The 12992-nt window shown below is 44.7% G+C and carries 9 protein-coding genes and 2 rRNA genes; all 11 read right to left on the bottom strand.

The features are described from left to right. Positions 1-30 precede the first annotated feature (30 nt). Positions 31-507: a 2-C-methyl-D-erythritol 2,4-cyclodiphosphate synthase gene (ispF, locus tag NSQ12_RS00600; RefSeq protein WP_003225745.1), complete on the bottom strand. Its 477-nt coding sequence runs from the start codon at positions 505-507 to the stop codon at positions 31-33. Further along, positions 500-1198, bottom strand: coding sequence for a 2-C-methyl-D-erythritol 4-phosphate cytidylyltransferase (gene ispD / locus NSQ12_RS00595; RefSeq protein ID WP_339175659.1), 699 nt, complete (start codon positions 1196-1198; stop codon positions 500-502). The genes ispF and ispD overlap by 8 nt, the downstream gene beginning before the upstream one ends. Before the next feature lie 14 nt (positions 1199-1212). Then, positions 1213-2313, bottom strand: coding sequence for a PIN/TRAM domain-containing protein (locus NSQ12_RS00590; RefSeq protein ID WP_003235014.1), 1101 nt, complete (start codon positions 2311-2313; stop codon positions 1213-1215). Positions 2314-2428: 115 nt separating this feature from the next. Next, entirely contained in the window at positions 2429-3511 is a 1083-nt protein-coding gene (gene disA / locus NSQ12_RS00585; RefSeq protein ID WP_003225736.1) for a DNA integrity scanning diadenylate cyclase DisA, read from the bottom strand. Positions 3512-3514: 3 nt separating this feature from the next. Beyond that, positions 3515-4891, bottom strand: a complete 1377-nt coding sequence (radA, locus tag NSQ12_RS00580; RefSeq protein ID WP_004399687.1) for a DNA repair protein RadA — start codon at positions 4889-4891, stop codon at positions 3515-3517. Positions 4892-4982: 91 nt separating this feature from the next. After that, positions 4983-7415, bottom strand: a complete 2433-nt coding sequence (gene clpC, locus NSQ12_RS00575; RefSeq protein ID WP_014475592.1) for an ATP-dependent protease ATP-binding subunit ClpC — start codon at positions 7413-7415, stop codon at positions 4983-4985. Next, positions 7412-8503: a protein arginine kinase gene (locus NSQ12_RS00570; protein WP_003235007.1), complete on the bottom strand. Its 1092-nt coding sequence runs from the start codon at positions 8501-8503 to the stop codon at positions 7412-7414. The genes clpC and NSQ12_RS00570 overlap by 4 nt, the downstream gene beginning before the upstream one ends. Next, positions 8503-9060, bottom strand: coding sequence for a protein-arginine kinase activator protein McsA (gene mcsA, locus NSQ12_RS00565; RefSeq protein WP_339175657.1), 558 nt, complete (start codon positions 9058-9060; stop codon positions 8503-8505). Before mcsA ends, NSQ12_RS00570 begins: the two co-directional genes overlap by 1 nt. A gap of 13 nt (positions 9061-9073) precedes the next feature. After that, the gene (gene ctsR / locus NSQ12_RS00560) at positions 9074-9538 is read right to left on the bottom strand and encodes a transcriptional regulator CtsR (RefSeq protein WP_003225724.1); all 465 of its coding nucleotides are present in this window, start codon (positions 9536-9538) and stop codon (positions 9074-9076) included. A gap of 240 nt (positions 9539-9778) precedes the next feature. After that, positions 9779-9894 (bottom strand): 5S ribosomal RNA (rrf, locus tag NSQ12_RS00555). A gap of 55 nt (positions 9895-9949) precedes the next feature. Beyond that, positions 9950-12877 (bottom strand): 23S ribosomal RNA (locus tag NSQ12_RS00550). Positions 12878-12992: the final 115 nt, after the last annotated feature.

Here is a 12992-nt window from a genome sequence, read left to right as displayed (position 1 = left end):
ACCACCAAATAGACCCGGCATCAAAACAAGTTAGCCTTTTTGTATCAGTACTGTCGCCTGAGCCGCTATTCCTTCCGCCCGGCCTGTAAATCCAAGCTTTTCTGTCGTTGTTGCTTTTACATTTACTTGAGAAACATCTGCCTCAAGGCCTTCAGCAATTCTTTTTCTCATATCTTCTATGTACGGCAGCATCTTCGGCTTTTGCGCTATGATGGTGCAATCAATGTTCCCAAGGACATACCCCTTCTGTTTCACGATTCCCCAGACATGCTGAAGTAATTTGAAAGAATCTGCGTCCTTGAACTCGGGATCTGTGTCAGGAAAATGCTTGCCTATGTCTCCTTCACCCACAGCTCCCAGGCAGGCGTCAGCGACGGTATGCAACAATACGTCTGCATCAGAATGGCCAAGCAGCCCTTTTTCGTACGGGATTTCAATTCCGCCAATAATGAGAGGACGGCCCTCCACTAATTGATGCACATCAAATCCTTGTCCAATTCTAAACATGTTTATTCCCACTTTCTGATTCCATGATAGCTTCAGCTGACGTCAAATCGTCTGGCGTCGTCAGCTTAATATTTGTATAGCTGCCTTCTACAACACGGACCGAACAGCCCTCCATCTGTTCAACGAGGCTGGCGTCATCCGTCCCTAAAAATCCCTTGCGCTCAGCCTCAGCGTGAGCCTTCATCAATAAAGAAAGACGAAAAGCTTGTGGCGTTTGGACAGCCCACAAGCTTGAACGTTCAATCGTCTCACTGACTTGTAAATCTTGAACGCGTTTAATCGTATCTTTTACCGGAACAGCAAGGATGGCCGCTCCTGTCTGTTCCGCCTCTGCGATCAGTTCGTCAATTTGTTCATGTTTTATAAATGGGCGGGCACCGTCATGTACAAGGACAATCTTTTCCTGCTTTACGGCTTTCAGCCCCTTATACACACTGTGCTGACGCTCTTCTCCGCCTGCAACAAGCTCAATTGAAGTTTGGAACGGGTAATCGGACAGCAATTGCTGAAAGTGCTCCCGCTCCTGCTCGTTAATCACCAAAATGATTTTATCGCACTGCCGGTGGCTGTCAAACACTCTTAACGTGTGTATGATCACCGGGTCTCCCTTCAGCTCAATGAACAGTTTATTTCTCCCTGCCTTCATCCGCTTTCCCTGTCCGGCTGCAGGAATCACCACATCATAACTCATTGTTTCTTCTCCCTTTACAGCGCCTTCTCCAACAGCTTAGGCTTCGCAAAAATCATTCGTCCCGCTGCTGTCTGCAGCACACTTGTGACGAGTACATCAATATGCTTGCCGATATAATTCCGTCCTTCTTCAACGACAATCATCGTACCGTCATCCAAGTAGGCAACTCCCTGATTATGCTCTTTCCCGTCCTTAATGACCTGAACATTCATTTCCTCGCCAGGAAGCACAACAGGCTTGACCGCATTGGCAAGGTCATTAATGTTTAATACTGCTACCTTCTGAAGCTCGCACACTTTATTTAAATTAAAATCATTCGTCACAACGACCCCGGATGTCAGCTTAGCAAGTTTGACGAGCTTGCTGTCAACCTCCTGAATATCTTCAAAGTCGCCTTCGTAAATTTCAACTTCAATGTCTAATTCTTTCTGAATGCGGTTCAGGATATCAAGACCGCGGCGTCCTCTGTTTCGTTTTAAAACATCTGAAGAGTCTGCAATATGCTGCAATTCCTCAAGGACAAACTGCGGAATCACGATAACTCCCTCTAAAAAACCAGTCTGACAAATATCTGCTATTCTCCCATCAATAATAACACTAGTGTCCAAAATTTTCAGCTTCTTGTCTTGAACCTCATGTTCTTCATCAGCTGTTCCTTTTTTCTTTTGCATTCTGGCGGAAATGGAAAACAGGCTGATCAATTCATCCTTTTTCTTAAAGCCCACCTGGAAGCCGAGATAACCGAGGAAGAAGGCCAAAAATACAGGAATTATTGTGCTGAATATGCGGTAAGGTATATTGTCTAAAGGAATAACATTTACGATAAGATAAGCAATTATAAGTCCAAAAACTAAGCCAAGACTTCCAAATAACAAATCTGGAACCGGCGCTTTTAACAATGAATCCTCTATCCACTTCACCCAGTTCACAACGTATTCTGTACCCCATATACTGATGAGAAAAAAGATAATTGCTCCTATTGCCGCAGACGTATATGCGTTTGTTATTAAAGGTATGTCCTGTATATTTAACAGTACAAACAATTCAGGTATCAAAAATATACCAACAACGCCGCCAAAAATAATGAAGAACGCCTGAACTATTCGTTTTAACATACCCCCACCTCCTTTTTTAACATTTTAATTTCACAAAGTCTTATGCATCCTACGAATATCAGAATAAACAAAAACCAACATTAATATACCCGTATTCATAAGGTTTTAACCGAAATCACAGTTGTCTGTCTAAATAATGCTTCTCTTGCAGGCGTTTTAATCCTTTTTTGATTTTTTGGGCTCGTACTTCACCGATTCCCTCTACCTCATCTAATTCTTCTGCACTCGCCTCAATAATCCTTGGCAGGACTCCAAATGCTTCTACAACATTTTCAACAATCGGCATCGGAAGACGCGGTATCTTATTTAACAGCCTGTATCCTCTCGGCAATACATAATCATCAAGATTAGTAGAAGCAGGGTAACCGAGAAGCTTATACACAATGGAATCATCCAGCAGATCATAACTGGACATATCCTGCAGCTCCTTCAAGAGAACAAACGGATCTTTAATCTTTTCTTTTACATAGTCCTTAATAAATAAAGCAGCCTCTTCTTCCATATCCGTAATCAATTCAATGACTTGCAGTTTGATCAGATGTCCTTCTGTCCCCAGCTCTTTGATATACATATTAATTTCGTTTTTGATTCTCAGGACCATTTCATAACGATGCATGACAGACAAGACATCACTGAAGGTAACAAGTTCCTCAAACTCTAACGCGTTCAGTGCATTAATCGTTTTATCGAGGATTGTCTTATATTTTTCAAGTGTTTGAATGGCTTGGTTCGCCTTGGTTAAAATAAATCCTATGTCTTTTAGTGTATACTTCATGTTTTCCTGATATAACGTTATGACATTTCTTCTTTCAGAAATAGCGATTACAAGACAGCCAGTTTGCTTAGCTACTCTTTCGGCAGTTCTGTGCCGCATTCCTGTTTCTGATGAAGAAATTGTGGCATCCGGCATCAGCTGAGTATTCGCGTAGAGGATCTTTTGACCAGAATCACTTAAAATGATCGCTCCATCCATTTTAGCCAGCTCATATAAATGCGCCGGAGAAAAAGCCGTGTTTATGTGAAAGCCGCCGTCCACTACTTCTTTTACTTTATCATTATATCCAACAACAATCAGACCGCCTGTATTTGCTCTCAAGACGTTTTCCATCCCCGCTCTGAGCGGTGTACCCGGAGCAACAAACTGCAATATAGATGACAGGTCTAACTCGTGTTTCGCCCCTTTTTTCTCTTTTTCCATCTATTATCCTCCTAATGAAGTACGAAGCGCTTCTGCAACATTTGCTACTCCGATAACCTCAATCCCTTTTGGTTTTGTCCATCCATCCAGATTTGCCGCGGGTATGATCATGCGTTTAAAACCAAGCTTTGCCGCTTCTTTCACACGCTGTTCAATTCTTGAAACCCGCCGGACTTCTCCGGTTAATCCCACTTCTCCAATAAAACAATCTGCAGGATTTGGAGGTGTGTCTCTAAAGCTTGATGCAATACTAATCACAATCGCAAGATCAATTGCCGGTTCATCAAGCTTAACGCCGCCAGCCACTTTCAAATAAGCATCCTGATTTTGCAGCAGCAGTCCAACTCTTTTTTCTAACACAGCCATTAACAGAGAAACCCTGTTATGGTCTATTCCCGTTGCCATACGCCTTGGGTTGCCAAAACTTGTTGGCGAGATGAGTGCCTGAATTTCAACGAGAATCGGTCTAGTGCCCTCCATAGAGGCAGTGATACTCGAGCCTGCGGAACCAGCAGAGCGTTCTTCTAAGAAAATTTCCGAAGGATTCAAAACCTCAGTGAGCCCCTCTTCCCGCATTTCGAAAATGCCCATTTCGTTTGTAGATCCGAAACGGTTTTTTACAGCCCGCAAAATACGGAAAGTATGGTGGCGTTCTCCTTCAAAATATAAAACAGTGTCAACCATATGCTCCAACAGTCTCGGACCTGCAATAGACCCTTCTTTCGTCACGTGCCCTACGATAAAAATCGGAATACCTTTTGTTTTTGCAATTTTCATCAGCTCAGCGGTACATTCTCTGACCTGTGACACACTGCCTGGAGCAGATGTAATATCGCTTTGGTAAACCGTTTGAATAGAGTCAACAACGACAAACGATGGATTCATCTCTTGTATAGCAGACGAAATATACTCCATATCGGTTTCAGATAAAACATGCAGTGACGGATTATTAATGCCGAGACGGTCTGCTCGCAGCTTCGTTTGCTTTACAGATTCTTCTCCCGAAATATACAGGACACTGTTTGATGAGCCTGATAATTGAGCGGAAACCTGCAGTAATAGCGTTGACTTTCCGATACCAGGATCACCGCCAATTAAAACGAGGGAGCCTTTAACGACACCTCCGCCGAGTACTCTGTTAAACTCGCCAAGCTGGGTTTTGACGCGGGGTTCTTCTGATGTTTCGATTGATGTAATAGGTGAAGGTTTCTGTACAGTTTGAACAGAATGAGAAAAAGCCGCTCTCCGATTGGCCGGTGCTTTTTTAATCATTTCTTCCACCATTGTATTCCAAGCACCACAGCCCGGACATTTCCCCATCCATTTTGGAGACTCGTAGCCGCAGGATTGGCAGATGAACTTCGATTTTGTTTTAGCCATATATAGTGTAAGACCTCTCCCTTGTTCTATTTCTTGATATGAAAGTGAGGCATACACTTACATGCTGTATGCCTCATTTCCGTCTTCTATATTAATTCGTTTTAGCAGTCGTTTTTACGACAAATTCGCCATCTTCTACATCAAGAACAATATGCTGTCCTTTATGAATATTTCCTCTGAGGAGTTCTTCAGATAAACGATCCTCGACATGTTTTTGGATCGCTCTTCTTAACGGACGGGCACCGTATTCCAGGTCAACGCCCTCTTCCGCGACTTTCGCTTTTGCAGCATCTGTCAATTCGATAGAAAGATCTTGTTCTTTCAGGCGTTTCGTTAATTGATCAGACATTAATGACACAATTTCAGTAAGATGTTTTTTCTCAAGTGAATGGAAGACAATGATTTCATCAATACGGTTGATGAACTCAGGTCTGAACGCTCGTTTCAATTCACCCATCACTTTATCTTTCATGTCTTTATGATTTTGAGTTTCATCCTGAACGTTAAAGCCGACATATTTATTGCGTTTCAGCTCACTTGCTCCGACGTTTGATGTCATGATCAGAATGGTATTGCGGAAATCGACTGTGCGTCCTTTAGAATCAGTCAATCGCCCGTCTTCAAGAACTTGCAGAAGGATATTGAAGACATCAGGGTGCGCTTTCTCGATCTCATCAAGAAGCACGACAGAGTAAGGTTTTCTTCTGACTTTCTCTGTCAATTGACCGCCTTCATCATATCCCACATATCCCGGAGGTGAACCAACAAGTCTTGAAGTTGAGTGTTTTTCCATGTATTCAGACATATCAATTCTGATCATGGATTCTTCATCGCCAAAAATGGATTCAGCAAGTGCTCGTGCAAGCTCTGTTTTACCTACACCTGTAGGGCCTAAGAAAATGAATGAGCCGATTGGGCGTTTAGGATCTTTCAATCCTGCTCTTGCCCGTCTGACGGCTTTTGCAACCGCTACAACTGCTTCATCCTGGCCGATGACACGGGAGTGAAGAATGTTTTCCATATTGAGAAGCTTATCAGTTTCAGTTTGGGCGATTTTAGATACAGGCACACCAGTCCAGCTGGATACAACCATCGCAATATCATCCACAGTAACCTCTGAGTTTTCCTGCCCTTGCTTCTCTTTCCATGATTTCTTCGTATCCTCTACTTGCTCGCGCAGGCGCTGTTCAGTATCACGCAAGGAAGCAGCTTTTTCAAACTCTTGGCTTTGCACTGCAGCATCCTTCTCTTTACGAACCTCATCAAGCTTCTGCTCAAGCTCTTTTAAGTTAGGAGGCGTTGTAAATGAGCGCAATCTCACCTTTGAACCTGCTTCATCGATCAAGTCAATTGCTTTATCCGGAAGGAAGCGGTCAGAAATATATCTGTCAGAAAGCTTAACCGCAGCTTCAATGGCATCATCAGTGATAGAAACGCGGTGGTGGGCTTCGTATCTGTCACGCAGACCTTGTAAAATTTGAATACTTTCATCTACAGATGGCTGATCAACCTGAATCGGCTGAAAACGGCGTTCCAGTGCTGCATCTTTTTCAATATATTTACGGTACTCATCAAGAGTCGTTGCACCAATACATTGGAGTTCGCCGCGAGCAAGTGAAGGTTTTAAAATATTAGATGCATCAATAGCACCTTCTGCTCCGCCTGCCCCGATTAATGTATGGAGCTCATCGATGAATAGAATGATATTTCCTGCCTGGCGAATTTCATCCATGACCTTCTTCAGGCGATCCTCAAATTCTCCGCGGTATTTTGTGCCAGCAACAACTGTTCCCATGTCTAATGTCATCACACGTTTATCACGCAAAATTTCGGGTACTTCATTATTGATAATTTGCTGTGCCAAACCTTCTGCGATAGCCGTTTTACCTACACCTGGTTCCCCAATGAGAACAGGGTTGTTTTTCGTTCTGCGGCTTAACACTTCAATGACACGCTGGATCTCCTTGCTTCTGCCGATTACAGGGTCAAGGCTGTCTTCCTTCGCAATAGCAGTTAAGTCTCTTGCCAAGCTGTCAAGCGTAGGCGTATTCGCATTGCTGTTTGTTCCTGCCGCTGATGATCCTGTTTCATTACTTCCTAGAAGCTGGAGCACCTGCTGTCTTGCTTTATTTAAGCTGACACCGAGATTATTCAGAACTCTCGCAGCAACACCTTCTCCTTCACGAATCAGACCAAGAAGAATATGTTCTGTTCCAACATAAGAATGACCGAGTTTTCTTGCCTCATCCATTGAAAGCTCAATGACTTTTTTAGCTCTAGGAGTATAATGAATCGTTTGAGACATTTCCTGCCCGCGCCCGATCAAACTTTCTACTTCTTTCTGAATTTTATCTGAACCGAGTCCAAGCGCTTGAAGAGCTTTAGCAGCAATGCCCTCTCCTTCTCTTACCAGTCCTAATAAAATATGCTCAGTGCCAATGTTATTATGACCTAACCGAAGTGCTTCTTCCTGTGCTAGCGCCAGTACTTTTTGAGCTCGTTCTGTAAATCTTCCAAACATCATATCGATTCATCCTCCTGTCTTTTCCCATTCATTTCTAAGTGAAGCCGTTCTCTGATGAGAGCCGCTCTTCGAATGTCCCTTTCGTTCGGACGCAAAGCGCCTCCCGAGTATTGCTGTAAAAATCCTGGCTGCGTCAAAATCATAAGTTCGTTAAGTATGTTGCTTGAAAGTCCTTTTATAATGCCTAGGTCTATGCCTAACCGAACATCTGAAAGGCACTTTGCAGTTTCTTTCGATTCTATCATCCGGCAATTAGACAAGACCCCATAAGACCGATATACCCGATCCTCAAGTTCGATTTTAGAAGTTTGATAAATCGCTTCTCGGGCAGATCGTTCTTGTTCAATCAACTGAGCAGCAACACTGTTAAGATCCTCTACAATATCCTGCTCTGACTTACCAAGCGTGATCTGATTTGAAATTTGAAAGATATTCCCTACTGCTTCGCTGCCTTCCCCATAAATTCCTCTAACAACTAAGCCTAATTGATTAATTGCCGGTATAATTCGATTTATTTGCCTAGTTAAAACCAGTGCCGGCAGATGCATCATGACCGAAGCCCTTAAACCTGTACCTACGTTTGTAGGACAGCTGGTTAAGTATCCTCTTTGCTCATTGAATGCATAATCAACTTTTTCTTCAATCCAGTCGTCGACCTGGTTTGCGGCTTTCATTGCTTCTAAAAGCTGAAATCCAGGGAAAAGACACTGAATTCTAATATGGTCCTCTTCATTTAACATGACGCTTACTTCCTCATTTTCTGAAAGCAAACAGCCGCCAAAAGGAGACTCTGTCAGATTCGGGCTGATTAGATGTTTTTCAACAAGTACACGCTTCTCTAAAGGCTGTGCATCATTCATTCTAATCAAAACAAATTTGCCGATTCCGGGAATTTCTTGCTCTGAAAACTGATCTTCAAATTGCTGTATGATGGATGAGGCTTCTTCATTGGAATACCGCGTAGGGAACCGAATATGCTCAAAGTTCCTTGCTAAACGTATGCGGCTGCTGAGTACAATGTCACTTTCAGGTCCTTTCTGCTTCATCCAACTGCTTAGTGCGTCCTGAATAAAATGCTTTAGCGACATTACTCCTGTTCCTCCTTACTATCTGTACTTTTGAGTGATTGTTCTAATGAACGAATTTGATCTCTTACATGAGCTGCATTTTCAAATTCTTCTTGATGAATTAAGGATTCTAATTCCTTTTTTAGCATATCAATCTGCCGTCTGACATGAAGATTGCCGCCTATTCGTTTCGGTATCTTACCTGCATGCACAGTGTTTCCGCTGTGCACTTTACGTAGGATTGGTGTAATGTTGCTATGAAATGTTTTGTAACATTCAGAACATCCAAAACGGCCAATTTTTCTGAATTGCTGAAAAGTCATTCCGCATTTCGGACAAGCAGATATTTGCTCCGAGTGACTGAACATTTGAGTTCCTGCATTTTGAAATGAAGAATCCATGTTCAGTAAACCCGAAAGTAAATTATGAATAGAGAAACCCTGATTTGCACTTATACCATATGAATCACTATTTTCTTTGGCACATTGTTCACAAATATGAACTTCTATTTTTTCTCCGTTAACAACCTTTGTAAAGTGAAAAGTGGCTGGTCTCTCGTGGCACTCTTGACAAATCAATCTTTTCACCCGCTTATTTTAATTTTAAAGAAGTCAGCATTGCCTTCATCATTCTCGCTCTTAATTCATCACGTTCAGGCAAGTCAATGTGTAAAACTGAGCGGTCCATTACGCTGACCATCATTTTTGCTTCTCTTTCTGAAATTACCTTGTCTTCTAATAGCCTTAAAATAATGTCATCAGAGGCTGCTTGAGACAAATGGGTATTAATTTGAGAAATAATATTATTGATCAGGACAACTTCATTGTTCATTTTAATTTTAATGATTCTGATGTAACCGCCGCCCCCGCGTTTGCTCTCAACAATATATCCTCTTTCGCTTGTAAATCTGGTGTTGATGACATAATTTATTTGGGAAGGAACGCATTGAAATTTATCTGCAATTTCACTTCGTTTAATCTCTAAAATTTCCTTGCCATTTTGATCTAACACTCGTTTTAAATATTGTTCAATGATGTCAGAAATATTATGTCCCACTCAACCCCCTCCTTTACTGACTTTGACTATATTTGACTATAATCTTACTATAAGCCGTTTCTCGAGAATTTTCAACTTTCTCGCTCTATCCTTTATTATTTCCATTTTCTCGGTCCACAAAACCTGATTGCTGATTTAAAATTCGGTATAAAGTTATTATATTATACAGTTAAGTGGAATTTTATGATACCAATAAACCAAAATACAAAAAACCCAGCTCAATGAGCTGGGTTTAAACTTGCTTGGCGGCGTCCTACTCTCACAGGGGGAAACCCCCGACTACCATCGGCGCTGAAGAGCTTAACTTCCGTGTTCGGTATGGGAACGGGTGTGACCTCTTCGCTATCGCCACCAAACAAATTGAGAGTGTTCTCTCAAAACTAGATAACAGGTGTGACATCATTCAAAAATATGGTTAAGTCCTCGATCGATTAGTATCTGTCAGCTCCATGTGTCGCCACACTTCCACCTCAGACCTATCAACCTGATCATCTTTCAGGGATCTTACTTCCTTGCGGAATGGGAAATCTCATCTTGAGGGGGGCTTCATGCTTAGATGCTTTCAGCACTTATCCCGTCCGCACATAGCTACCCAGCGATGCCCTTGGCAGAACAACTGGTACACCAGCGGTGCGTCCATCCCGGTCCTCTCGTACTAAGGACAGCTCCTCTCAAATTTCCTGCGCCCGCGACGGATAGGGACCGAACTGTCTCACGACGTTCTGAACCCAGCTCGCGTACCGCTTTAATGGGCGAACAGCCCAACCCTTGGGACCGACTACAGCCCCAGGATGCGATGAGCCGACATCGAGGTGCCAAACCTCCCCGTCGATGTGGACTCTTGGGGGAGATAAGCCTGTTATCCCCGGGGTAGCTTTTATCCGTTGAGCGATGGCCCTTCCATGCGGAACCACCGGATCACTAAGCCCGACTTTCGTCCCTGCTCGACTTGTAGGTCTCGCAGTCAAGCTCCCTTGTGCCTTTACACTCTGCGAATGATTTCCAACCATTCTGAGGGAACCTTTGGGCGCCTCCGTTACCTTTTAGGAGGCGACCGCCCCAGTCAAACTGCCCACCTGACACTGTCTCCCCGCCCGATAAGGGCGGCGGGTTAGAAGGTCAATACAGCCAGGGTAGTATCCCACCGATGCCTCCACCGAAGCTGGCGCTCCGGTTTCCAAGGCTCCTACCTATCCTGTACAAGCTGTACCAACATTCAATATCAGGCTGCAGTAAAGCTCCACGGGGTCTTTCCGTCCTGTCGCGGGTAACCTGCATCTTCACAGGTACTATAATTTCACCGAGTCTCTCGTTGAGACAGTGCCCAGATCGTTGCGCCTTTCGTGCGGGTCGGAACTTACCCGACAAGGAATTTCGCTACCTTAGGACCGTTATAGTTACGGCCGCCGTTTACTGGGGCTTCAATTCGCACCTTCGCTTACGCTAAGCGCTCCTCTTAACCTTCCAGCACCGGGCAGGCGTCAGCCCCTATACTTCGCCTTACGGCTTCGCAGAGACCTGTGTTTTTGCTAAACAGTCGCCTGGGCCTATTCACTGCGGCTCTCTCGGGCTTGCACCCTAACAGAGCACCCCTTCTCCCGAAGTTACGGGGTCATTTTGCCGAGTTCCTTAACGAGAGTTCTCTCGATCACCTTAGGATTCTCTCCTCGCCTACCTGTGTCGGTTTGCGGTACGGGCACCTCTCACCTCGCTAGAGGCTTTTCTTGGCAGTGTGGAATCAGGAACTTCGCTACTATATTTCGCTCGCCATCACAGCTCAGCCTTATGGGAAACGGATTTGCCTATTTCCCAGCCTAACTGCTTGGACGCGGATATCCAATACCGCGCTTACCCTATCCTCCTGCGTCCCCCCATTGCTCAAATGGTGAGGAGGTGGTACAGGAATATCAACCTGTTGTCCATCGCCTACGCCTTTCGGCCTCGGCTTAGGTCCCGACTAACCCTGAGCGGACGAGCCTTCCTCAGGAAACCTTAGGCATTCGGTGGAGGGGATTCTCACCCCTCTTTCGCTACTCATACCGGCATTCTCACTTCTAAGCGCTCCACCAGTCCTTCCGGTCTGGCTTCACAGCCCTTAGAACGCTCTCCTACCACTGTTCGAAGAACAGTCCGCAGCTTCGGTGATACGTTTAGCCCCGGTACATTTTCGGCGCAGAGTCACTCGACCAGTGAGCTATTACGCACTCTTTAAATGGTGGCTGCTTCTAAGCCAACATCCTGGTTGTCTAAGCAACTCCACATCCTTTTCCACTTAACGTATACTTTGGGACCTTAGCTGGCGGTCTGGGCTGTTTCCCTTTCGACTACGGATCTTATCACTCGCAGTCTGACTCCCAAGGATAAGTCATTGGCATTCGGAGTTTGACTGAATTCGGTAACCCGGTAGGGGCCCCTAGTCCAATCAGTGCTCTACCTCCAAGACTCTTACCTTGAGGCTAGCCCTAAAGCTATTTCGGAGAGAACCAGCTATCTCCAGGTTCGATTGGCATTTCACCCCTACCCACACCTCATCCCCGCACTTTTCAACGTGCGTGGGTTCGGGCCTCCATTCAGTGTTACCTGAACTTCACCCTGGACATGGGTAGATCACCTGGTTTCGGGTCTACGACCACGTACTCATGCGCCCTATTCAGACTCGCTTTCGCTGCGGCTCCGCATCTTCTGCTTAACCTTGCACGGGATCGTAACTCGCCGGTTCATTCTACAAAAGGCACGCCATCACCCGTTAACGGGCTCTGACTACTTGTAGGCACACGGTTTCAGGATCTCTTTCACTCCCCTTCCGGGGTGCTTTTCACCTTTCCCTCACGGTACTGGTTCACTATCGGTCACTAGGGAGTATTTAGCCTTGGGAGATGGTCCTCCCGGATTCCGACGGAATTTCACGTGTTCCGCCGTACTCAGGATCCACTCAGGAGAGAACGAAGTTTTGACTACAGGGCTGTTACCTCCTATGGCGGGCCTTTCCAGACCTCTTCATCTACCTCGTTCCTTTGTAACTCCGTACAGAGTGTCCTACAACCCCAAGAGGCAAGCCTCTTGGTTTGGGCTAATCCCGTTTCGCTCGCCGCTACTCAGGGAATCGCATTTGCTTTCTCTTCCTCCGGGTACTTAGATGTTTCAGTTCCCCGGGTCTGCCTTCTCATATCCTATGAATTCAGATATGGATACCACTCCATTACGAGTGGTGGGTTTCCCCATTCGGAAATCTCCGGATCAAAGCTTGCTTACAGCTCCCCGAAGCATATCGGTGTTCGTCCCGTCCTTCATCGGCTCCTAGTGCCAAGGCATCCACCGTGCGCCCTTTCTAACTTAACCGTTAAAAAGAATCACTATGTGATATCTTGTGTTACTAATTGAATGTGATGTCTACTGTTATCTAGTTTTCAAAGAACACGTTTCGAAGGAATGATCCTTCAAAACTAAACAAGAC

It is taken from the genome of Bacillus sp. PS95, from assembly GCF_037963565.1.
Taxonomy (GTDB): domain Bacteria; phylum Bacillota; class Bacilli; order Bacillales; family Bacillaceae; genus Bacillus; species Bacillus subtilis.
Note: the sequence above shows the minus strand (reverse complement) of the source record. Positions and strands in the feature narration are given on the sequence as shown.

Excerpts from the sequence above, each read along its gene's own strand:
- clpC (WP_014475592.1), bottom strand. The coding sequence starts at position 7,415 with ATGATGTTTGGAAGATTTACAGAACGAGCTCAAAAAGTACTGGCGCTA.
- NSQ12_RS00590 (WP_003235014.1), bottom strand. The coding sequence starts at position 2,313 with ATGTTAAAACGAATAGTTCAGGCGTTCTTCATTATTTTTGGCGGCGTT.
- ispD (WP_339175659.1), bottom strand. The coding sequence starts at position 1,198 with ATGAGTTATGATGTGGTGATTCCTGCAGCCGGACAGGGAAAGCGGATG.
- disA (WP_003225736.1), bottom strand. The coding sequence starts at position 3,511 with ATGGAAAAAGAGAAAAAAGGGGCGAAACACGAGTTAGACCTGTCATCT.
- radA (WP_004399687.1), bottom strand. The coding sequence starts at position 4,891 with ATGGCTAAAACAAAATCGAAGTTCATCTGCCAATCCTGCGGCTACGAG.
- NSQ12_RS00570 (WP_003235007.1), bottom strand. The coding sequence starts at position 8,503 with ATGTCGCTAAAGCATTTTATTCAGGACGCACTAAGCAGTTGGATGAAG.
- ispF (WP_003225745.1), bottom strand. The coding sequence starts at position 507 with ATGTTTAGAATTGGACAAGGATTTGATGTGCATCAATTAGTGGAGGGC.